The sequence below is a fragment of the Myroides sp. TSA_177.3 genome (assembly GCF_052691955.1).
Map to the genome: position 1 here is coordinate 83,920 of NZ_JBQZGD010000005.1, position 23,510 is coordinate 107,429.

Annotated in this window: 21 protein-coding genes; 13 read left to right on the top strand and 8 right to left on the bottom strand. The window is 36.0% G+C overall.

The window, feature by feature from the left end:
* Position 1: 1 nt before the first annotated feature.
* Positions 2 to 583, bottom strand: a complete 582-nt coding sequence (locus ACUTSE_RS06945) for a DUF4199 domain-containing protein (protein ID WP_115091195.1) — start codon at positions 581 to 583, stop codon at positions 2 to 4.
* A gap of 235 nt (positions 584 to 818) precedes the next feature.
* Here ACUTSE_RS06945 and ACUTSE_RS06950 point away from each other — a divergent pair, with 235 nt between their 5' ends.
* From ACUTSE_RS06950 to ACUTSE_RS06970, 5 genes are all read left to right on the top strand, one after another.
* Positions 819 to 1,382, top strand: a complete 564-nt coding sequence (locus tag ACUTSE_RS06950; protein ID WP_445639675.1) for a helix-turn-helix domain-containing protein — start codon at positions 819 to 821, stop codon at positions 1,380 to 1,382.
* An 88-nt stretch (positions 1,383 to 1,470) separates the two neighbouring features.
* A complete protein-coding gene (locus tag ACUTSE_RS06955; RefSeq protein ID WP_445639676.1) occupies positions 1,471 to 3,897 on the top strand; it encodes a heavy metal translocating P-type ATPase in 2,427 nt (808 codons plus the stop codon).
* Positions 3,898 to 4,431: 534 nt separating this feature from the next.
* Complete coding sequence (locus ACUTSE_RS06960; protein WP_445639677.1) at positions 4,432 to 4,647, top strand: hypothetical protein; 216 nt, start codon at positions 4,432 to 4,434, stop codon at positions 4,645 to 4,647.
* Positions 4,648 to 4,902: 255 nt separating this feature from the next.
* A complete protein-coding gene (locus ACUTSE_RS06965; RefSeq protein ID WP_115091190.1) occupies positions 4,903 to 5,154 on the top strand; it encodes a type B 50S ribosomal protein L31 in 252 nt (83 codons plus the stop codon).
* 135 nt (positions 5,155 to 5,289) lie between these two features.
* Positions 5,290 to 6,480, top strand: coding sequence for a GlmU family protein (locus ACUTSE_RS06970; RefSeq protein WP_445639678.1), 1,191 nt, complete (start codon positions 5,290 to 5,292; stop codon positions 6,478 to 6,480).
* Between the two features lie 483 nt (positions 6,481 to 6,963).
* Here the strand turns inward: ACUTSE_RS06970 and ACUTSE_RS06975 are convergent, their stop codons facing one another.
* Positions 6,964 to 8,832: a hypothetical protein gene (locus tag ACUTSE_RS06975; RefSeq protein ID WP_445639679.1), complete on the bottom strand. Its 1,869-nt coding sequence runs from the start codon at positions 8,830 to 8,832 to the stop codon at positions 6,964 to 6,966.
* Positions 8,833 to 8,871: 39 nt separating this feature from the next.
* Positions 8,872 to 9,315 carry a DUF4268 domain-containing protein gene (locus ACUTSE_RS06980; RefSeq protein WP_002986812.1) on the bottom strand — a complete coding sequence of 148 codons (444 nt, stop codon included), beginning with the start codon at positions 9,313 to 9,315 and terminating at the stop codon, positions 8,872 to 8,874.
* A 51-nt stretch (positions 9,316 to 9,366) separates the two neighbouring features.
* Here ACUTSE_RS06980 and ACUTSE_RS06985 point away from each other — a divergent pair, with 51 nt between their 5' ends.
* A complete protein-coding gene (locus ACUTSE_RS06985; RefSeq protein WP_445639680.1) occupies positions 9,367 to 10,017 on the top strand; it encodes an NUDIX hydrolase in 651 nt (216 codons plus the stop codon).
* A gap of 78 nt (positions 10,018 to 10,095) precedes the next feature.
* A complete protein-coding gene (locus ACUTSE_RS06990; RefSeq protein ID WP_445639681.1) occupies positions 10,096 to 10,926 on the top strand; it encodes a lysophospholipid acyltransferase family protein in 831 nt (276 codons plus the stop codon).
* Between the two features lie 38 nt (positions 10,927 to 10,964).
* Here the strand turns inward: ACUTSE_RS06990 and ACUTSE_RS06995 are convergent, their stop codons facing one another.
* A complete protein-coding gene (locus tag ACUTSE_RS06995) occupies positions 10,965 to 13,574 on the bottom strand; it encodes a hypothetical protein (protein WP_445639682.1) in 2,610 nt (869 codons plus the stop codon).
* Between the two features lie 157 nt (positions 13,575 to 13,731).
* A complete protein-coding gene (locus ACUTSE_RS07000) occupies positions 13,732 to 14,703 on the bottom strand; it encodes an EamA family transporter (RefSeq protein WP_445639683.1) in 972 nt (323 codons plus the stop codon).
* 307 nt (positions 14,704 to 15,010) lie between these two features.
* Between ACUTSE_RS07000 and ACUTSE_RS07005 the strand changes: the two genes are divergently transcribed.
* Positions 15,011 to 15,370 (top strand): hypothetical protein, encoded by a 360-nt coding sequence (locus tag ACUTSE_RS07005; protein ID WP_445639684.1) that lies wholly within the window; start codon positions 15,011 to 15,013, stop codon positions 15,368 to 15,370.
* A 102-nt stretch (positions 15,371 to 15,472) separates the two neighbouring features.
* Here ACUTSE_RS07005 and htpG read toward each other — a convergent pair whose 3' ends face one another.
* Positions 15,473 to 17,326: a molecular chaperone HtpG gene (gene htpG, locus ACUTSE_RS07010; RefSeq protein ID WP_002986798.1), complete on the bottom strand. Its 1,854-nt coding sequence runs from the start codon at positions 17,324 to 17,326 to the stop codon at positions 15,473 to 15,475.
* Positions 17,327 to 17,489: 163 nt separating this feature from the next.
* Here htpG and ACUTSE_RS07015 point away from each other — a divergent pair, with 163 nt between their 5' ends.
* Complete coding sequence (locus ACUTSE_RS07015; RefSeq protein WP_002986797.1) at positions 17,490 to 17,948, top strand: lipocalin family protein; 459 nt, start codon at positions 17,490 to 17,492, stop codon at positions 17,946 to 17,948.
* Positions 17,949 to 17,970: 22 nt separating this feature from the next.
* Positions 17,971 to 18,672, top strand: a complete 702-nt coding sequence (locus ACUTSE_RS07020) for an OmpA family protein (RefSeq protein WP_060873752.1) — start codon at positions 17,971 to 17,973, stop codon at positions 18,670 to 18,672.
* A 43-nt stretch (positions 18,673 to 18,715) separates the two neighbouring features.
* On the opposite strand, the gene ACUTSE_RS07025 is transcribed toward ACUTSE_RS07020, so the two are convergent.
* Positions 18,716 to 20,158, bottom strand: coding sequence for a PspC domain-containing protein (locus tag ACUTSE_RS07025; protein WP_445639685.1), 1,443 nt, complete (start codon positions 20,156 to 20,158; stop codon positions 18,716 to 18,718).
* Complete coding sequence (locus ACUTSE_RS07030) at positions 20,151 to 20,492, bottom strand: PadR family transcriptional regulator (RefSeq protein WP_002986792.1); 342 nt, start codon at positions 20,490 to 20,492, stop codon at positions 20,151 to 20,153. The genes ACUTSE_RS07025 and ACUTSE_RS07030 overlap by 8 nt, the downstream gene beginning before the upstream one ends.
* 292 nt (positions 20,493 to 20,784) lie before the next feature.
* On the opposite strand from ACUTSE_RS07030, the gene ACUTSE_RS07035 reads away from it, so the two are divergent.
* The 3 genes from ACUTSE_RS07035 to ACUTSE_RS07045 all read left to right on the top strand — a co-directional run bounded on the left by ACUTSE_RS07035 (position 20,785) and on the right by ACUTSE_RS07045 (position 23,493).
* Entirely contained in the window at positions 20,785 to 21,246 is a 462-nt protein-coding gene (locus ACUTSE_RS07035; RefSeq protein ID WP_445639686.1) for a DUF4442 domain-containing protein, read from the top strand.
* An 18-nt stretch (positions 21,247 to 21,264) separates the two neighbouring features.
* Positions 21,265 to 22,194: a TIGR01777 family oxidoreductase gene (locus tag ACUTSE_RS07040; protein WP_445639687.1), complete on the top strand. Its 930-nt coding sequence runs from the start codon at positions 21,265 to 21,267 to the stop codon at positions 22,192 to 22,194.
* A gap of 765 nt (positions 22,195 to 22,959) precedes the next feature.
* Positions 22,960 to 23,493, top strand: coding sequence for a nucleotide exchange factor GrpE (locus ACUTSE_RS07045; RefSeq protein ID WP_445639688.1), 534 nt, complete (start codon positions 22,960 to 22,962; stop codon positions 23,491 to 23,493).
* Positions 23,494 to 23,510 lie beyond the last annotated feature (17 nt).

Below are 23,510 nucleotides of genomic sequence, written 5' to 3' on the forward strand. Positions count from 1 at the left end.
ATTAACTATTTTGATCAGTAGCTGTTGATGCTTCCTGAGCTTCGTCATTATTCATATTGGTGAACTCCGATTTATTCTTGAAAATAGCAGCCAATAATAAACCTAAAATAGACATGCGTAAAATACTACCTGCCCACATAAAAAGCTGAGACTTAGGTTCAAACTGATTGAGTTCTTGTGATTTACTTAGCTGTTCATTGATTTGCTCTTGTGGTAATCCTGAATTATTTAAAGTATCAACCAACATATCGTGTAAAACAGTATTAATTACTTCTTTCGCAGAAGGATCAACAAGGTTGAACAAAATGTTGTACATCAGGTAATTTACTGTTACACCAATGGCAATTGTAATTAAATAAGGCGTAAAAGCCTCTCGAAATGTTACATAACCGCCCACTTTTCTTCTTGCAATAAATACACATAATACGCCAATGATTATGATAACGGCCATATTAAAAAAGCCTACGAATTTGTTTGCAAAAAGGGTTTTGTCTGTAAAAAATAAGGTACAGTTAAATAGGATGTAATAAAGTGCTAGTACAATCCCGAATGTTATGCCTACTTTATTGAGTGGGTTCTTCATCAGTGTGTTTTCAAAAAAATGTAAGTTACAAATATACTAAAATACCCTTTTAGTTTGCTGTGATAAGGGAAGAAAGGTAAAAGATAGCGAAATGTGTAACTATTTTAGAAAAATAGCATTCGTTTTACTTCTTGCTTATTTCGTACTGGAAGAGGAATAGCTTTCTTTCTTGTCTTGTTTTTACTATTTTTACAACAACAGAAGAAGGGTGAATTCTTGCGCAAAAAAATAAAGTATGAGTGTACTGTTTATCAAAAATATGGTGTGTAATCGCTGTACTTTAATGGTTCAAAAGGAAGTTGAAAAACTAGGTTTGACCATTAAAGAGATTAAACTCGGAGAAGTTGAATTGGAAGAAGAACTAACAAATCAACAGAAAGAAGCCTTGAGTGAAGCTTTGGTTGCCTTGGGGTTTTATCTTATTGACGATAAGAAGAGTCAACTCATTGCGCGTATTAAAACGAGTATTGTGGAGTTGGTGCATTACCAAGATAATGAGTTAAAAATGAATTTATCTGATTTCTTGAGTCAGGAAGTAGGACACGACTACAATTATTTATCCAACTTGTTTTCTGAAATTGAAGGCAACACCATAGAGAAGTATTTTATTGCACAGAAAGTGGAAAAAATCAAAGAATTATTGGTGTATGATGAATTGTCTTTGAGTGAAATTGCACAACGTCTCAACTATTCGAGCGTGGCTTATTTGAGCAATCAGTTTAAGAAAGTAACGGGGTTAACGCCTAGTCATTTCAAGAAAATACGCGAGAATAAAAGAAAACCACTAGACGAGGTATAAGTAAAAGTTACAAATCAAACCCGAAATTACATAACAGTTTATTAGTCGATAATTGCCAAATTTGTATCATACAAATACCAGTAGAATTATGACGACGAATAGTAAACATAAAATAGTATACCTACCGTTGGAGCAAGTTCACAGCGAACATTGTGCTTTAATTGTAGAAAAAGGATTGACTCAAGTGAAAGGCATTGAGTCACCTAAGGTTGAGCTGAATAATGAACGAGTAGCGATTTCAATTGCCGATCCTGAAATTATTGGACAAGCCGTAAAAAAGGTGCGCGATTTAGGTTATGATGTACCAACCGTAAAACAAACCTTTCCCGTTTTAGGGATGACTTGTGCTTCTTGTGCGGGCAGTGCGGAGAGCATTGTCAGCTTTGAAGAAGGAGTTGTAGATGCTTCAGTGAATTTTGCTACAGGAAATTTAACGGTAGAGTACTTACCTACCTTGACGAATGCGGTACAACTTCAAAAGGCCGTACAAGGTGCTGGGTATGATTTACTACTCGTAGATGAAACGAAACAACAAGAATCTTTAGAGGCGATTCACGCTGAAAAATTCAAACAATTAAAGCGAAAAACGTTTGGGGCAGTGATCCTGTCTATCCCTGTGGTGATCATTGGGATGTTTTTTATGGATATGCCATATGGTAATGAAATCATGTGGTTATTCTCCACGCCAGTTTTGTTGTATTTTGGAAAAGATTTCTTCGTTAATGCATGGAAACAAACGAAAAACCGCTCAGCCAATATGGATACATTAGTGGCATTGAGTACGGGAATTGCGTATATTTTCAGTGTATTCAATATGCTATTTGCCGATTTCTGGGCGCGTAGAGGATTAGAAGCACACGTTTATTTTGAGGCGGCAGCGGTAATCATCGCTTTTATCTTACTTGGAAAATTATTGGAAGAGAAAGCGAAAGGGAATACTTCTTCTGCAATTAAAAAATTAATGGGACTTCAACCTAAAACGGTACTCGTTATTCAGGCGGACGGAACAGAAAAACAAATACCAATCGAGGAAGTAGAGGTTGGTGCGGTGCTTCTTGTTAAACCAGGAGAAAAGATTGCCGTAGATGGGATGGTGTTGACTGGAAATTCGTATGTGGATGAAAGTATGTTGAGTGGGGAACCTGTACCAGTATTGAAAAAAGAAGGAGAAAAGGTTTTTGCTGGAACAATTAACCAAAAGGGAAGTTTTCAGTTTGAAGCGGTTAAAGTAGGGAAAGAAACGATGTTGGCGCAAATCATCCGCATGGTGCAAGATGCACAAGGAAGTAAAGCACCCGTACAAAAATTAGTAGATAAGATTGCAGGGATATTCGTTCCGGTAGTAATAGGAATCGCTATATTGACTTTTGTTTTATGGTTGTTACTCGGAGGAGAACACGGGGTTGTTCAAGGTTTATTGGCTGCTGTAACGGTATTGGTTATCGCTTGTCCATGTGCCTTGGGATTAGCTACGCCAACAGCTATTATGGTAGGAGTTGGTAAAGGAGCAGAGCATGGAATCTTGATTAAAGATGCAGAGAGTTTAGAATTGGCTAAAAATGTATCTGCTATTGTATTGGATAAAACAGGAACTATCACAGAAGGAAGACCTCAAGTAACAGGCATGAAATGGCTAGAGGACAATGATGAGAGAAAAGAGGTGTTACTCAGTATTGAGAAACAATCAGAGCACCCATTGGCAGAAGCGGTAGTCGCTTATTTTAAAACAGAAGAACAAACGACAATTACGGCTTTTGATAGTATCACCGGAAAAGGAGCGAAAGCGGATTATCAGGGGGAAACCTATTATGTCGGAAATAAAAAATTATTACAAGAGCATCAGATTACTATTGCGAATAGCTTACAAGAACAAGCGGTTCAATGGGGGGCAGCCTCTAAAACGGTGGTTTGGTTTGCAGATAGTAAACAAGCTTTAGCGGTTATTGCAATCTCCGATCAAATCAAGCAAACGTCAGTTCAGGCTATTCAAGAGTTACAAGCCATGGGGATTCAATTGTATATGCTTACAGGAGATAATGAGGCAACTGCACAAGCGATCGCTAAACAAACAGGAATTCAACATTATAAAGCAGAGGTACTGCCACAGGATAAAGCTGATTTTGTAAAAGAATTACAGCAACAAGGAAAAGTGGTTGCTATGGTTGGAGATGGAATTAATGACAGTACGGCCTTAGCAACAGCAGATGTGAGTATTGCCATGGGGAAAGGAAGTGATATTGCGATGGATGTTGCAAAAATGACAATCATTTCTTCAGACTTGACTAAAATTCCTCAAGCGATTCGATTGTCTAAACAAACGGTTAGCACCATCAAACAAAACTTGTTTTGGGCCTTTATTTATAACTTAATTGGTATTCCAATTGCCGCAGGAATCTTGTATTCGGTAAATGGATTCTTATTAAATCCAATGATTGCAGGTGCTGCCATGGCATTAAGTAGTGTTAGTGTGGTGAGTAATAGTTTGCGCTTAAAATGGAAAAAAATAGAAATGTAGTACAGTTTGATTCATCTATAATTTGTTTTAAAAAGTGTCTCTGGTATAAAGAGACACTTTTTTTATTGGTGTGATGGACAGAACTAGGCTGAAAAAGGAAATAGAAGATAAAAAGAATAGAAGAGTATTTATACGGACGTTCGTAGGGGATGATTAATAGATACTTTGGCCTTCCTTGGAGTTTTCTAGGTGTTTTCTAGGTGTTTCCTTCGACCTTTCTTCGACTATCCTTCGACAAAAAGGGCTTTTATCGAGTAAAACTCCAAGGAAACTCGAAGGAAACTCGAAGAACCCCCAAGTAAACTTCAAGCAAACCCCAAGCAAACTTCAAGCTAAGGAGTAGTAAATTCTAAATCAAGTTTAGTAAAGAAAGAATAAAAACACAGCGAAATGCCTTACTGTTTAAGGCGTAAATAAGAAATGAAAAAAAAGGAAAACGATAAATCTCACAAAATATACTAAGAATAGTATAACAGATTATAACAGAAAAAGAAGGACATTTGCTTTAGTAATAATCATTAAAAAGATATAAAAATGGACAATACAAATATTCAATTCAAGACTAATTTAAATTGCTCAAACTGTGTAGGTAAAGTAACAGCTGATCTAAACGAAGCAGTAGGAGAAGGACAATGGACAGTAGATACGACAGTTAGCGATAAAATTCTAACCATAAAAAATGATTCGTTAACTGCAGAGGAAGTGGTAAACATCATTAAGAAAAAAGGATTTAAAGCGGAAAGTTTGTAGAGAGTTAAGGGTTAGAAGTTAAGAGTTAAGGGTTAAGAGTGCCCATAACTTCCAATTCCTAACTTCTAACCCATAACTTCTAACTTCCAACCCAACAAAAAAACCAATAAAAAAATTTGTAGTTTCAAATTAAATTGTAAATTTGCATGCTTAATAAAATAAGTATAACCCAAAAGTTATTCAACGTTTACACCTTTCTTGAGAACAGGAAGCTTCGAAATAGAGAATAGCTCAATTTTTTAAACAAGATTTATCATGAAAAAAGGTATTCACCCAGAAAATTACAGATTAGTAGCATTTAAAGATATGTCAAATGAAGACGTATTCATTACAAAATCAACAGTTGATACAAAAGAAACAATTGAAGTTGATGGAGTAGAATACCCAGTGTTCAAAATGGAGATCTCTCGTACATCTCACCCATTCTACACAGGTAAATCTAAACTTATTGATACTGCAGGACGTATCGATAAATTCAAAAACAAATACGCTAAATTCAACAAATAGTCTGAATTTATTTAAGATAACGAAAACCTTCCAAGTAATTGGAAGGTTTTTTTTTGCTTATATCTGATTAAAAAGTGCTGTTTTTTTAACAGATTCGATTAACTTTGACTAATCTATGAATTGATACAAAGTGTTATGAATTATATTTTATTTGATGGAGAGGTAAGAAATGCCTTATTGCCTTTCACTTTTACAAGACCCGTAGCGGATATCCGCGTAGGAATTTTAACCATTCGCGAGAAATGGGAGAAATATTTGGGATATACCACGACTACAGTAACGGAGGAATACTTAGAAGCTAAGTTTCCCATGGTTGAAACAGAACAAAATATTATGATTAATAGCGCGTTCTTGCCTAATGAGCAGTTGGTGGAGTTGATTCAAGAACTAAAGCCTAATCAAGCGATTGGATACCAGGAAGATATTGTAGCTTTCTTTACAGAAGAAGAACAAGAGGATATTGATTTTGATGAATATGAAATCCTTGATTTTTCAGGTTCATTGATTAAGATTGAACATACCTGGGATATTTTTCAATACAACGACGCAGCTATCCGTCAAGATTATGCCTTGTTGACTGAAGATCGTATTTCAGAACCTATTCCTGCAACCGTTCAGGTACTTGGTCGTGAACAGGTATTCATTGAAGAAGGAGCGGTATTGAACTTTGTTACCCTAAATGCAACTACAGGTCCTATTTACATTGGAAAGAATACTGAAATCATGGAAGGGGCTATTATTCGCGGACCTTTTGCTTTGTGTGAAGGGGCTCAAGTAAAAATGGGAGCTAAAATCTACGGTGCTACGACAATCGGACCCGAGTGTAGAGTAGGTGGTGAGGTGAGCAATTCTGTAATGTTTGGTTATTCAAATAAAGGACATGATGGTTTCTTGGGGAATTCAGTACTTGGAGAGTGGTGTAACCTAGGAGCAGATACAAATAATTCAAACTTGAAGAATAATTATGCACCAGTAAAATTATGGAGCTATGAAACTCAGGCGGTTGAAAATACAGGTTTGCAGTTTTGTGGATTGATGATGGGGGACCACAGTAAAAGTGGAATCAATACCATGTTCAATACAGGAACCGTAGTTGGAGTAGCTTGTAGTATTTTTGGAGGAGGTTTTCCAAAAACGTTTTTACCAAGCTTTACTTGGGGAGGCAAAGACTTAGACGATGTATATGATGTTGATAAAGCCATCAAAACGATGCAAATTGTGATGAGTCGCCGTCATATTGAATGGACCGCAGTAGAAGAAAAAATTATTCGCCATTTGGCTGAAGAAAATAAATTAGAACGCTTTCAAGCGAAATTGGGTAGATAGTTTGTGGGTTATGGGTTAAGGGTTAAGAGTTAAGAGTTAAGGGTTAAGAGTTATGGGTTAAGAGTTATGGGTTAAGAGTTCCATGACCTCTAACTCCATAAAAAACACTAATAATCAAATAAATATGGCTCTTTCTGCTTCTGCTCAAGATAACGTTTACGCTGAGCGTATTAAAAGAACCATTACAAATGATTATTTATAATACCGAAAACCTGTAAAATTTATTGGAATTAAAAAAACTGTAAAAAAGTAACCAATTAATACTATAATAAAAGACCACATAATTCAATAAGAAAAATATCTCCTGTTGAATATAAAAACAAATGGTTTGTAGAAAGTACTTTCTACAAACCATTTGTTTTTATATTTAATAATGAAATTAATGTTTGAAAACGGTCAATCCCTATTTAGAGACGTTCAATCATAACCTTTAACTCTTAACTCACCCTCTCATCATCTCACCCTCTCATCATAACCCACAACCTAATAATAAGAAACCGTTTGCGGTCTGTCATAATTGAAATTAGGCAGTTCCATGTTATATTGAACAGAATTTGCGCGGAATACACTATTCCCAGAATCAGGCATGGTTGGATAATACACCAACGACACCGTTACTTTACTAAATACGAGGTAATCATTATTCGCTACCAAACCTAAACTAAAGCGAGAGTAAAGCTTAGGATCGAGCAAGCGATTACTACTATCTCCGATAAAAGCTCCTTCGAAGCTAAAATAGGGGTTAAAGCGAAATCCCTTCCACTCATAAGGAGCGTAAGATTGCCATTGATAGGCCAGCGAAAGTCGCTTTGTTCCTGTAATCTTTTGTGCGCGTATTCCTTGAATAATACCTTCTATTCTCAGTTCATCTCCAATGTGATCATAGCGATGTGATCCGACAACCAATTGAGGAACAAAGAAATGACGGAACCTCCAATCGCCCCAAACAAAGAGTCGAGTGAAATAAGTTCCTTCCAATCGGAAGGCGGCCTGTTCCGTTTTTCCGCCGTGAAAATGGCCTCCCCATTCGATATTACCGGCAAAATAGCCTAATTTGGTGTACCCACCCATAGCAAATCGAGCACCAAAATAAGCGCGTCTTTTATTGTATTTATCGCGCATCCCACCTGTTAAAGCTAAGATCTTACCTACTTGAACGTCTTCAATGATATCGTAATTGAAAATGAATCGATCTTGGATATAATTGGTGGAGGTTAAGCTGACCGAAGCTAAATACAAGCGTTGATCGCGGTAGTAATCATAAGGATCGTATTCTTTCCCTGGCGTTTTGTGGTAGTTTTCCTTGACAAAACGAAGGGAAGTACGCAAATTCGTTATAATAGGACTCTTGGTTTCTACCGGAATAGAATACCCAGCCCAATAGTCATAGGTATTGTATTTGACAGACTCCAAGCTGTATTTCATATTCTGATCGGGGAGTGAATCACGCCTAAAGCGCTGCTGTGCACTTACACCTCCTGCCCATTTGGCATAAGGGGAATAGAAAGGACGATTGAGTGAAACTCCCTTGACATAATTACCCCAAGCATCTTGATTGAATAAAATATTGGAGCGGATAAAGGTGTTCTGAATGTTATTTACGGAATAACTAAAATAAGCCCCTTGGCGATTTTCTTTGAAACGCGTAATGTATTGTACGGTTACATCATGTCCAAAACCTCCGAAGTTTCGATCAGTTAATTTAAGTCGCATGGAAGAAGTAGAGATAGATCCACTTGGGTAAATAGTCCAAGAATCCAATTCTCGAATGGATACATCAACGGAATCCGGTGATGAGGTTGGGACAGCAGTAATTAATACACGGCGAACATAGCGTTGTGTACGAATTAAACGCTCCGATTCTTTCACCTTCAAGGAGTCAAAAACATCCCCTTCAGTAAAGAGTAAAAAGTTTCGAATTGTAAATTTCTTCGTCTTCAAGTGTGCGCGATTCCCCCATATTTCCAACGATTTTGTTGGTTTTTTGAGGGAGTCTTTTTCGGAATAGCCAAAAGGATCTAACGTTGTAATATTGATGTTGCGAATGATTTTTCCCTCTCCACGATCCAAGTGTCGATTGACCTGAACTTCCGGCGCATGTGCAACCAATCGCTTGTTGCTTTTGTATACTAGCCTGTTGAATAAACGACCAATCTTACTTCCTTTGTTCTTCTCTTTTAAGTTAGAAAAAATTTGTGTTGTATCCTTTTCTACTTGAAAAGGTAATTTTTTCATTTGAAGACTATCCACTTTCGGTATGACAGTATCTACTTTCAATACAGGTCTAACCTGTGCAAAACTGACTTGCAAGGCGAGACAAATGAAAACGAAAAACGAGATAAATCTTAGCATGGAGTTTTTTTCGAACGAACTAGTATTGTAACGGAAAAGTTAAGTATTTATTTCTAAATCTCGGATATAATCTTCGTATTCGTAAAAGAAAATTTCGAATGCTGTCATTTTTTCGTTGAAAAATTCAAAAATATTTTCCCAAGTCTTTGGATTATTAATAGAAACATGGTCTAATGAAACCCAAATGCGACTGATTAATTTTCCGTTTTCGAGGTAGTAGTTGCGTTCAAATAGGGCATCAGGTAGATGCTCTTCCAATAGGATTGTTCGAAGCGATTCTATTTTCTCGTAATAAATGGTTCTCTTCTCTTCATCTCTTGGTTCAATATCAAGGAGTACTTCTGCTTTTTTATTGTCTGCATAAAACTTAAAAGAAACATCTTTAATTTTGGTATTGTGCAACAACCACTTTCTTGGATATTCAGCGGCAAATTGAATCCAAAATTCTTTTTTTATTCTTTTAGCATCTTCTTTACTATACATGATTGATAAAGTCGTAAATTTAGGTACATGTTTATTTGATAAAGCAAATCTATGACATTTGATTCTTTTTTGCATAAGATCGAGCAAATTAAAGGTGCAACCCCTGCGGGTATTGATGCGCATCGCCTGATGATCCCCGTAGAAAGGATCCCTTATTTGTATGCAGATGATTTTGAGGAACGCAACCCCAGAGAATCTGCTGTGATGATGTTGTTGTATCCCAAAGGACAGAAAACCCATGTGCTTCTCATTGAACGCGCGACCTACAAAGGCGTTCATTCAGGGCAAGTAGGATTTCCAGGAGGAAAGTACGAACAAGAAGATGTCGATTTAGTGCATACAGCACTGCGAGAAACACAGGAAGAAGTAGGGATTGTAGACCGAGATATACAAATTATTCAACCGTATACTAAAATTTATATTCCACCTAGTAATTTCTATGTACAACCATATTTGGGTATTTCACAGAAGGAGCTGTCTTTTACTCCGGATGACTTTGAAGTAGCGAATATTATTGAACTGCCCTTGGATATCTTGTTACAAGATCAATTAATCCAAGAGGTGCAAATGAAAACAAGCTATGCGTCTTGGACGCATGTACCGGCCTTTATTTACAAGAACTATACCATCTGGGGGGCTACAGCGATGATGTTGAGTGAACTCAAAGAAACGTTGAAAATAGCGCTTAAAACACCACGTTAAGATGCAATTAGCAAATTTTAACCATAAGCAACACGGAAAAGCATTAAATTTGTTGTTCATTAATCAGGATGAAGGAGTATGGGATTATTTAAGAGGAATCCATTTGGACATATTTTATGGCTAAAAAAATGGATCATTAGAACGTTTGGATTTTTAACCCATCAACGTTATAGAGGGTTTAACGATTTACAAATCGAAGGTTCAGAGATTTTACGCCGTTTACCCGATAAAAATGTATTGTTTATATCCAATCACCAAACCTATTTTGCTGACGTGGTAGCGATGTATCACGTGTTTAATGCCAGTTTAAAGGGGCGAGATAATTCGATTAAAAACATCATGTATATCTGGAAACCCAAATTAAACCTGTACTATGTAGCGGCAGCAGAGACAATGAAATCGGGTATTTTACCGCGTATTATGGCTTATGTAGGCGCAGTGAAGGTGGATCGTACGTGGAGAAGTCAAGGGGTGGATATTGATGAAAAAAGAGAAGTAGATCAAGGTCAAGTCGAGAATATTAAAATAGCCCTAGATGATGGTTGGGTGATTACATTTCCACAAGGAACGACCAAATCATTCAAACCAATCCGAAAAGGAACCGCGCACATTATTAAGAATTATAAGCCGATTGTCGTACCGATTGTTATTGATGGTTTCCGACGATCGTTTGACAAGAAAGGATTACACCTGAAAAAGAAAGGAATATTGCAATCCATGGTGATTAAAGAACCTTTGCAAATTAATTATGAAAATGATAGCATTGATCAAATTGTAGAACAAATTGAAATGGCTATTGAACAACATCCTTCTTTCTTGAAAGTTCTTCCACAAGAATTTATTGAAGAACAAAAAGAACTGAATGAAAGAAGAACCTATGATTATTATAATTCATCAAAGAATTACTAGCATAAAAAAAGGTCATCCCTAGGGATGACCTTTGTGTTTTAATACGCAGTATTATTATCGTCTGGATAAAGATTTGTACTGTCAATCTTATTTTGGAAAACAGGATTGTCTTCCATTTTTCCTTTTTTAAGCTTACTTGTTAATTCAAAAACAACTTTGTTTGTATCCTTCGCTACGCGTTGGATAGTCATGCTGTTTTTTTGAAGAGTACACACAAAATAAGTAGTATCATCATAGTCGTAGTAACTATATGGATCTCCCCATGTTTTTAGTGCAACTGTTCCTTCTACGAAACGACCTTCTTTAAAAGTACTTTTGTATTTTGCTTTTCCTTTTTCAAAGTACGTACAAGTACCGTGTAATGCGTAATCTTTCAAACCATATTGGTAAACTAAAGATTCGTTTTCATCGTATATGTTTTTTTGAATCGTTCCATCTGCTGCTACGGTTTCTTCAGATAGTATTAATCCTGTTAACGTACTAACCGTTTTGTCATAGGTAATTAATCCATTTTCATATGTTGTGTACGTATTGCCCTCATAACCATACGAAATTGAAGTTCCGTTGTGCGCATAACCCTCTTTGTATTCTAACGTAGCAACTAGTTCTCCTTCTTCATCATAAAATTTTGCAGGCCCATGTAATTCACCATCTTTATATACTTTAGAGGATTGTAAGTAGCTATCTACATAGTTTTCCTCTTTTACAATTTCCCCTGCTTTATAGTAGGTTTTTGTTGCTATATAATCTGCATAATCACTTTTGAAGGTTTCAATTCCCTCTTTTAATCCTTTTTCATAAGTTGTGATTGTCGTAGCATAACCATCATAAGCGCTAACCGTTCCTGTATATGGTTTTCCTGCTTTATAAGAAGCTTTGGCTGTTTGATTGCCTTCCATATCATAGAAAACACCTTCTTTGTTGTAGTTGATTTCAGAAGCTAAATAAGGATCAATTTCGGTACTATAAGATCCGTTTTTGTTCGCATATTCTTTTTTGTAAACCAACTCTCCTTTGCTATATGTACTTGTAGATTCAATGGCATCATTGTCAAAGAACGTATAATAAGTTCCTTCTTTTTCAATGTTGTCAAAAACACCAGTTACTTTACCTTTAGCATCAAAGTAAGTCACTTTTAAAATAGTTTCATCATAGTCATTCTTATTGAATAACTCTTCTCTACTTTTTTTCCCTTGTCTGGTATAAAATACACGTTTCGAAGTTCCATTTAATGGTGTGTATACTTCCTCTCTCAGTATTGGTTTACTGTCATACGATGGATAAGGTTCATAAGTAGCTGAATAAACAACTCGACCTTTGTCATACGAAATTTTAGTGCCAATTTCGTCATTACTCAATGTAATGAAATCCCCTTGGAAAGGTTCTGTATAGCCATACGTTCCTTTTTTAGATTGTAATTTACCAATGACTGCTCCTTTTTTGTTGTAGTAAGTCGAAGTAAATTCTGTTGCATCTTCAAAAATTTCTCCAGATGAATAAAAAGATTTTTTCTCCACTAAAATACCGTCTTTATAGGTTGTAATTGACTCATCATCATATAAAACACCGTTTTGAGGAGTGTAACCATCTTCATTGTAGATTAACTCTCCTTTTTTGCTTCCGTCCGTATTGAAATATTCAATTTTCTCAAGGTAGTAATCTCCTTTGTAGAATTTAGTTGATTTAGGAACGAAAGCAGTCGGTTGATCATAGAAAATAGTTTCCTTTACTAGACTTCCTTTCTTGTATTCAGATTGGCTTGTTGGCGTATCTGGAGTTTCTGTATATTCATTATAGAACAAATAGATTCCCTCTTGATTCGTTTCTGAACCATACGTATCTAAATCCGCTTTGTATGTACCGATTACTTTGCCTTTCTCATCATAGAAAACAGTAGTCGTTTGAGTAGATGTAGCTGTTGTTTTGTATTTTACTTCTCCTGATTTAAAATAGTACGTCGACGCTGTATTAACACCATCCACATAAGTATTTGTAGCAAGAGGACGGAATGTATCATAATCTAAAATAATAGAGGTACCATCTTGAACAGCTCCCCCTTCATAATTAGCAGAAAAGATAGTTTCTCCTGCTGCATTGATAAATTGCTCATCAATGATATTGTTGTCGTCATCAAATGTAAATAAGTACTTCTCATTTGCATTGTCCTTGTTGACATAGATGTAAGACAAATACACGCCTTCATTAATCACATAGTAGAAATACGAATTTTTGTATAACTGAACCATCGTTCCATCGTATGGGTAACCATTCTCATAGGTTAACGTATATTCTTCTTGTGTAAAAGGATCAGTAGAAGTAATTTTTATTGCATTTCCTTCTTCAAAAAACATATCGAAATTAATCGATCCATCTGCATTATAGTAGGTAACTTTCCCATCATAAGAAATCGTTTTATTGGAATCAAAACTACCGATTCCTTTGATTTCAATTGCTTTTGTTTCTTTGTTGTAGGTCGTAATTTCTTCATATCCCTTTTTTTGTTTGAAAGGTTTCGAAACTCTAAAGGAAGAAGCCAATGCTTTTGTGGTTGTTTCATCATAAGCATTTACCCATAAGGTGTCTTTTGCTGTCTGGCTGTAGATAGCAGAAGAGAATAACAAGGCAATAGGTAATAATTTTTTGTACATCTTACTGTGTGTTTTTATTGTACAACAAATGTAGATAAAACCACAGAAAAACAATATCACTACTTTTAGTGAATGTAAAATAGTGTATAGTATAAATAAAAAAAAGTCTTTGTATTTGATACAAAGACTTCTATATATTTTTTTAGGTGTATAAAGACTAGGTTAAGGCCTGTTTTTTCTTGAAAATTAAACGACTATTCATTAAGAAAATAGCGCTTAAAATCAATAAAATCCCCAACCATTGAATTAAAACTACTTGTTCTTGTAAGACCATAAAGGCAACGGTTACGGATACGGGTAATTCAATAGAAGCAACAATACTTCCTAAACCAACTCCTGTATGAGGGAATCCCATATTCAAGAAAATTGGAGGCAGGATGGTACCAAAAAGAGCTAATAATAATCCCCAAGAGTAAAAAATACTCCAATCAAAGTCGCGAATTCCTGTAGTATTATCTGTAAATAGCTGATAAAAAGACAGCATTGCATTGGAGTTGTTAGGACCGATTTGCGTAATAAAACAAAAGATTAAAACGATGGCTGTAGCACCGCATAACATGAATAAGCTTCGCTTAGGAGCCGCCAAATGATTAGCAACTACATTAGAAGCAAACATGGTTGTGGCAAAAGAACACGAAGCTAGAAAACCAAAGATAACTCCTCTGTAATCCAATTCAATTTCATTGGCTAATACATTGGTTGCTAGTACTGTTCCGAATAAGATTAACGCAACAGCTATAATTTTAAGCAAGCTTGGGAATTGTTTGGTTACCACACTTTCTATGACTACGCCAATCCATACCGATTGCATTAATAATACTACAGCGATAGAAGCATCAATATAACTTACCGCCATATAGTATAATACCGAAGTGAACCCCATAGAGGTACCTGCTAAAATAAGGTTGCGGATGTCTTTTTTGGTTGCGGTTACTTCATTGGGTTGTTTCTTGCGAATCAGATTGATGATAAACATACCAATTAACCCTAGTAACACTTGAGATAGGGTTACCTCGGCTGTTGTATAACCGTGAGAATAGGCTAATTTTACAAAGGAAGCCAACATACCAAAGCTAGATGCTCCAATGGCTACTAAAAATACGCCTTTTATCAAATTTTGTTCTTTCATTGCTCTACTTTTAACCGCGCAAAGGTAGGTATTATTTTTTTGGAGGTATAGGACAAATGTCTAGGGAGGGGGAAAGAGAAAAAAGAGTGTAAATGTAGTTTTTGTTCTTCTGTTTTTATCAAATTGTAGTTTGAAATGGTTAATTTAGTTGGTTTAGTCCCTATTGATTTATGTTAGTCAAAGTTAAATCTGGCATTGACTATATCATACAAGTAGAAAAAGGAAAACCATTTCAAGGTTTGTATCAAGTTTTGAGTTATATAAGTACAGGGAATCGAGAATAAATATAGATTTAAGTTCATTTAAAATGATAACATTTAAAAATAACAATTGGCGACCAACAACTGTAGCTTTTATTCAGTCTCTTGTTTGGTCCAAAAAAGATATAATCATTACGTTTTTGTGTCAAGAAAAGGAAGAAGGAAAGGGATGGCCCAATAGAGAAGAGGTATTCGTTGCCGTTGAAGTACAATTTCAAAATTGTACACAGGTTAAATTGAATTTTGAAGGTGATTCCTTGCAACCCGCTTTTGGGTTTGAAATTCTAGATGTCTCAGCTAATGGTTGGGAGAATGTCAATTTTCAAATTGAGGAATATGAAAATGACTGCATTGGTTTTTACTGTGAGGCAATTGAAGTTCTATCAAAGGCAAGTTCAAAACTTTAAATGATTTTTAAAATAAATAAGTCTAAAAAGCCTAGAAAAATAAAACCCCGCCTTTTTGAGACGGGGTTTTTAAGTATACTTGAAAATAGTTTTTTCAACTACTTACAGTTTTTCAAAATTTCTTTTCACGAATGCCGTAAGCTCTTCTCCTTTCAACAATCCTTGCGATAATTTCGCTAAATCTAAGGCTTGACTGAAAGCCGTTGTACGTTCTGCTTCATTGGTATTGTTCAAGATTTTAGAAGCAAATTCCGAGTTGGTATTCACCACTAAATTGTACATCTCTGGGAAATTACCCATACCGAACATTCCACCACCACCTGATTGACTCATCTCTTTCATACGACGCATGAATTCAGGTTGAGTCAAGATTAATGGCGCATCCTGACTGTCCATTGATTCTAGTTTTACCGTGTATTTTTCTTTCGGTACCACTTGTTCAATGAACGATTGCAACGTAGTTTGCTCTTCTTCTGATAACTTAGAAATTGAGTTTTCTTCTTTCTTAATTAAGTTATTGATGTGATCCGCATCCACACGAGCAAAGGTCATTTTCTCATTCTCACTTTCTAATTTTTGAATTAAGTGAGAAACGATAGGAGAGTCCATAACGATTACTTGGTATCCTTTTTCTTTGGCAGCACTGATGTAGCTGTGTTGCGCATCTTTATTTGACGTATATAAAACAACAAGGTTACCGTCTTTGTCTGTTTGTAAATCCTTCGTTGCTTCTTTTAATTCCTCTATCGTATAGTAGGTATTGTCTGTTGTTGGATACAACATAAAAGCACCTGCTTTCTCAGCAAATTTCTCTTCAGACAACATTCCATATTCCAACACCACTTTAATATCGTTCCACTTGCTTTCAAAATCAGCTCTATTCTCGTTGAATAGCGATTTTAATTTATCCGCAACTTTACGCGTGATGTAGTTGGAGATTTTCTTCACGTTACCATCCGCTTGTAAGTACGAACGCGACACGTTTAACGGAATATCTGGTGAATCAATTACCCCTTTTAACATCGTTAAGAAGTCAGGAACAATTCCTTCTACATTATCCGTTACAAATACCTGGTTTTGGTACAATTGGATTTTGTCTTTTTGCATTTGCATATCCACACTTAACTTAGGGAAATACAAGATTCCAGTTAAGTTAAATGGATAGTCCACATTCAAGTGAATATGGAATAAAGGCTCTTCAAACTGCATCGGATACAATTCACGGTAGAAGTTTTTGTAGTCTTCATCCGTTAAATCAGCCGGTTGTTTTGTCCAAGCTGGAGTAGGGTTATTGATGATGGTATCCACTTCTACTTTATCATCACCTTCTCCTTCTTCATGCGTTCCAAATTTAATTGGCACAGGCATGAATTTATTGTATTTCGTTAAAAGCTCACGGATTTTGTAATCCTCTAAGAAGTCAAGCGAATCTTCTGCAATGTGCAGAATAATTTCTGTTCCTCTTTCTTGTTTATCCGATTCTTCTAGGGTGTACTCCGGACTTCCATCACACGTCCAATGTGCAGCTGGTGCATCTTTGAACGATTTAGTAATGATTTCTACTTTGTCTGCTACCATAAAAGCAGAATAGAATCCCAATCCAAAATGCCCGATGATTCCTGTATCTTTGGCGCTGTCTTTGTATTTTTCTAAGAACTCTTCCGCACCAGAGAAAGCAACCTGATTGATGTATTTCTCAACTTCTTCTTTCGTCATACCAATTCCTTGGTCGATGAGGTGAAGTTTTTTGTTGTCTTTGTCGATTTTAACCTCAATAATAGGATTGCCATATTCTACATTTGCCTCACCAATACTCGTTAGGTGTTTTAACTTCAATGTAGCATCAGTTGCATTTGAAACTAACTCTCTTAAGAATATCTCGTGATCACTATACAAGAACTTTTTAATCAGAGGAAAGATATTCTCTACAGTAACATTAATTTTTCCAGATGTCATATTTATTTTGGTATTATTATTTTTAATAAATTTATGTACAACAAAATAGACAAAAAAGATACCAACCTAAAAATAGATGTCAATTTGTCATTTGATTCTTTTTTAGGCAGTAAAATCTGTTAATACCTAGAAAGTTTGTATTATTGTAAAAAATAGAAGAATTATGAAAAAGTTAGTTTTATTAAGTTTTGTAGGCTTGGCATTAGCCTCTTGTAAACCGACGATGGATAAACAGTCGCAATACGGAATTAAAGGAGATTGGACACTGACTTCTGTTTCTCATATCGGAGGTGAATTTGTGAAAGTTACTTCTTTTAATATTGCTGATGCTCATTGCTTCAACGGAAGTCAGTGGAAATTTGTTTCAAACAACAACTCTGGCGTGGTGAGTTTAATGGGAGGGAATTCATGTCCTATGTTTGAAAGTAACTTTAAGTGGTTCGTTAATCCAAATGGTGAATTTGAATTTAAATTTGTCGATGCTGGATTAAAAGCAAAAAACGTAACCACAGGTTATAAAATGAAGGTTAAAAATCAAACCGCTACTAGTTTTGATTTGATTGATTATTTTTACGTAGATGGACAAGGGTATGATGTAACATATCACTTTGTAAAAAATTAAGAATCAACAAGAAGGTAATATTATGAAAAAAACAACTACAACCTTATTAGCAGGAGCTTTGCTAGTAGGTTCTTTATCGCTGACAAGCTGTGAGTCTGTCAAAAATGCGAATAATACACAAAAAGGAGCTACAATTGGAGCTGCTGGAGGCGCTATCATTGGAGGAATATTAGGAAATAATATCGGAAAAGGTGGAAATAGTGCTTTAGGAGCCGTATTAGGTGGTGTTATTGGTGGAGCTGCTGGTGGTGTTATTGGAAACAATATGGACAAGCAAGCACGTCAAATTGAACAAACCGTTCCTGGTGCTCAAGTAGAACGTGTAGGAGAAGGAATTAAATTGATCTTAGGGGAGAGTTCAGTGAACTTTAACTTGAATCAAGCTACTTTGACAGACAAGGCGAAACAAAATTTAGATAAGTTGATTGTCGTATTCAAAGAAAATCCAAATACAAATATCAGTATTTTCGGATATACAGATAATACAGGTAGAGAAGAGTATAATTTGAAATTATCAAGACAACGTGCAAATGCGGTGAAGACGTATTTAATGCAAAATGGAGTTTCAAATAAGCGTTTAGCTACAGAAGGAATGGGAATTGCTGATCCAATTGCAAGTAATGATACAGATGCAGGAAGAGCAAAAAACCGCCGTGTAGAATTTGCAATTAAAGCGAATGAACAAATGATTATCGATGCGCAAAATGAAGCAGCTACGATGTAATCTAAGTTAAAAATATAAAAGGGAGCCATTTGGCTCCCTTTTTTTAGTTGCAATCGGTGCAGTGTAAATTAAAATCATCTTTCATCTCATACCAGTGTGTACCTGGTTTGATGTTGGATTGAAGATCCTGAAATAAATAAGGTTTTACTTTGTCGTTCAGCTGAATCTTTTTTCCTATAGGTAAATATAGTGTAAAAGTAGGATTGAGTTTTAATTGCTCTTCTGTCACTACAATAGTGAATGTTGTATCCTCTTCTTTAGTTTGTATTACATTTTTGTACTGATGTCCTGTATTACCTAGTTTGCCATAAATCTCCTCTTGATATGAAGGTACAATTTCTATTTTATTCATTAAATCACTTGTGTTTTGAACAGTGTTATCCAATTCTAAAACAACATTCTTACTCGTTGTAAATAAAAAGGCATCATCAAATGTACTGTTTTTATCGTCAGAAGAGTAGGTATAGGTGTATCCATAACGCGTCTCGTTTCGTATAAATTTGTCTGTGTTTCCATTAATAATCATAAAGGATAATCCAATTAAACTACCAATCCAAAGTACAAAAATAGAGATGGCGGTAATCCAAATGTATTTCATATTGGTGTAGAGTAATTTTAATCCTAACAACAACATAATGATAAAGGGCAAGAACGTGATAAGGCTGATAAAGGTATGCAGTATCCATCTTGGGATGTTGGGATCAATGAAGTCAGACGGGATATCGAATTCATTCATTATAAAACTCGTATTGACAATAATCATCAAATTGACAAAAAAGCTAATCAACATACCGATGACAGAGACAATGATAAAACCAATTCCCAAGATATAACGGATTACTTTTGTTCCTTGATTCGTTGCTCTTTGCGTTTGCGTTTTGAACTTACCATAGTCAATAGAATCGATCTTACTTGTCGTATAGTCCACTCCTTCGCGTATTTTGCGCTCAATGGTTTCGATATTGACAGGTTCTCCCATCATATCCAGCTTTTCACTAGCCGTTTTTGCACTGGGAATGATAATCCACAAGACAAAATACAAGAGAACTCCTGTTCCATAGAAGAAAACCAAGAAGATAAAGATCAGACGAACCCAAATCGTATCGATTTTGAAGTAATGAGCCAATCCTGCTAAAACACCACCTAAAATGCGATTGTCTGTATCGCGAAATAACTTCTTCTCTCTGTAATAGGTTTGTTCAGTATGTTGGTAATTGTTCTCATCATCAATAGAGTAATCTTCTGGACGCCCCATGATTTGAATAACTTCTTCTACATCTTCAGAGGTAATTACTTGTTTGGTAGTCGTTATTTTAGAGTTGAATATTTCAGCAATACGCAATTCAATATCTTGCACTACTTCATCTTGTTCTTCAATAGCAATCGATCTGCGGATCGCTTTGATGTATTGATCCAGTCTTTGGTAGGCTTGCTCTTCAATGTGAAAAACTAAACCACCGATATTTATTGTTAATGTTCTATTCATTGTCTTGATTTTTTGTGGTTATCTCTTGAACAGCATTTGCTAATTCTTCCCATGTTTCTGTTAGTTCTCCTAAAAACAATTCCCCTTTTTCGGTTAATTTGTAATACTTTCTCGGTGGTCCCGCATTGGACTCTTCCCATCTATAGGTTAACAAATCTCCGTTTTTGAGTCTTGTTAATAAAGGGTATACCGTTCCTTCTACCACTAAAAGCTTTACTTTTTTAAGCTCCTCTAATATTTCAGAGGTATAATAATCGCGCTCTTTTAGAATGGATAGAATACAGAACTCCAAGATACCCTTGCGCATTTGAGCTTTTGTATTTTCACTATTCATAGGTTCAATGATTTATCTTATGCAAAGATATGGCTAAAAGCATGTACTATGTATTGCAAAGTACTAATTATTAACTTTAATTTAACAATTAGTGTTTTGTGATAGTATAGTTGAAATAGGTGTAATTGGTTTGTTTGTAGTGTTTTATGTTTGTTTTTAAACTTGATTTGTTAAATCGAATTAAGGGTGTGCGTTAGAAAGAAAAAGAAAAACAGGAGGCTATATTTTCATTGAAACTACAATCAACCGTATAATTTTGTATATTTAGGGGAATTAAAAAAATAGACATACTATGGAATTTTCGGTTTCATCCATCAATAAGTTTTTATTCTTTAAGTTGCCATCGGCCTATTGGACAGGCGTGCGATTGCGACGTATTTCAGATACGATTGCGACGACTACGGTACGACACAAATGGGTCAATCAAAATCCATTTCGTTCCATGTATTTCGCTGTACAAGCAATGGCTGCTGAATTGTCTACTGGCGCTTTAGTTATGAAGAAGATCAGTGAAAGCGGTCAGCGCATTTCCATGTTAGTGGCACAGAATAATTCTGTTTTTGTGAAGAAAGCCACAGGGAAAATTTCGTTTACTTGTAACGAAGGACATTTGTTAGATGAGGCTATTCAAAAGGCAATTGAAACACAAGAAGGAGTGACAGTATGGATGAAATCGGTTGGAGTAGATGAAAAAGGAGATGAAGTTTCAGTATTCAATTTTGAGTGGACGTTAAAAGTTCGAGTAAAGAAATAAGTTTTTAAAGCATAGGGTATGAAAGTTTTAGTTACAGGAGCCACAGGATTAGTTGGAAGTGAATTGCTGAAGCAATTGCAGGCAAAGGGGGACGAAGTGGTGTTCTTGACGACAGCCCAAAATAAGCTTAATGCACAACCCAATTGCCAAGGTTTTTATTGGAATCCCCAAACACGTCAAATTGATCCGGCCTGTTTAGCAGGTGTGGAGGTCATCATCCATTTGGCTGGTAGCTCGATTGACGGTTCTTGGTCAAAAGAAGGCAAGAAAATGATTATCAATAGTAGGGTAGAGGCTTCTCAAACCCTCTATCAACTCCTCAGTGAACATCCCCATCAAGTGAAGCAAATCATCTGTGCTTCTGCAGTAGGTATTTACGATACTTTAGACGATATCCAAACAGAAGAAGAGTATACCCCCGCAACGAATTTCTTGGGAAAAGTAGTTCAACAATGGGAAGGAGAAAACAGGCGTTTTGAAAACTTAGGCATACCAGTAGCGATTTTACGCATTGGTCTAGTTTTGTCACGAGCAGGAGGTGCTTTACCCCATATCGAACAGATGGCAAAATATTATCTCGCCTCACCTTTAGGGAGAGGAACGCAGTATTATTCGTGGATTCACCTACAAGATTTGGCACGAATCTTCCTCTTTGTCATGGATAATCACCTACAAGGTGCATTTAATGCAGTTGCACCCAATCCAGAAACCAATAAACAATTTACAAAACAAGTAAGTCGAGCAGTAGGACGAAAAATGTTGTTGCCTGCTGTTCCTGCATGGGTCTTGCGTCTAGTATTAGGCGAAAAAGCAATGTTGGTCACTGAAGGACAATATATTAGTTGTGCTAAATTGCTGAAATTAGACTTTACTTTTCATTTTTCAATTTTGCCTCAAGCGCTTGAAAATCTGTATGAAGGGGGGATGGGTTATGAGATGATGAGATGATGAGATGATGAGACGATGAGAGGTACAATCCCGTAGTGGCAAATGGCAATTTGCCAAGTAACTAGATAAACAAAGCACAAACCTAACAAAGTGTGAAGTTGCTTTTTTGTTTTTTGTGAAGTCGTAAGATTCGCTGTGATAGAAAGTTCATTCCTTTTTTATAAGGAATTACCAGTCCGATCGCGCTCACGAATAGTATGTCTCCCTGACGTAGGAAGGGTCGCATCCAGCGCTCACCTATTACTGAACGGGAATAACTAACGTTGAGTGACAGATGCGGTTCCTCCTTCGTCGGGGAGAAATACTGGGGGCGGATTACGAGACGATAACCACACACACAAAAAGCCTCTCACAAAGCACGAACCTCACGAAGAGCAAACCTCACGAAGAGCAAACCTCACGAAGTACAACCCTTTCTTTTGATACTCTTTATTTGACTTACGTTGGGGTGAATTCTCTTTTGTAAAGATGTTTTTTGCTTTTAAGTAAATTGGTTTTCTATTATCTGTTATGAAAAAGATTATCTCATAACTTATATGACATGTAGGTCGCTTTTTTGTTTTTTCGTGAAGTTGTAAGATTTATCGATTAAAGACGATTTGCAAAAAAGCCTCTCGCAAAAAAGCAAAAAAAACTCACCCCCTCACCTTCTCATCCCCTCACCTCCAAAAAAACCTCTGTCACTATTTCTGTCAATATGACACAAAAACACAGTTGGCAAAGGATTTGATTAAAAGAAAGCAACATAAATAGTATGCGATCAGTATGGAAAATAAAGATATAAATAAGGAAGAAGTGGATTTAAACACAGAAAATACGCAAGAAACTGAAACGACGGCTGCAGATACAGCGTCAGTAGAGGAAACGTTGAATGCTAAAATTGCAGAAGAGAAAGACAAGTATTTGCGTTTATTTGCTGAGTTTGAAAACTACAAACGCCGTACTTCTAAGGAGCGTTTAGAATTGTTTAAAACGGCAAATGAAGAAGTTATGTCAGCCATGCTACCGATTTTAGACGATTTCAGCCGTGCTTTATCAGAATTAGAAAAGCAAGGGGAAAGTGAGCATCTAACGGGAGTGCGTTTAATTTCGACGAAATTAATTGACACTTTGGCGGCTAAAGGATTAGAAGAAGTAGTAATCCAAAGTGGAGATGTATTTAATGCGGATTTATCAGAAGCTATTACACAAATTCCTGCAGGTGATGAACTAAAAGGAAAAGTGGTTGACGTAGTAGAAAAAGGGTATAAATTGGGAGATAAGATTATTCGTTTTCCAAAAGTTGTTATTGGTCAATAAGACAAATAGTTGCACCA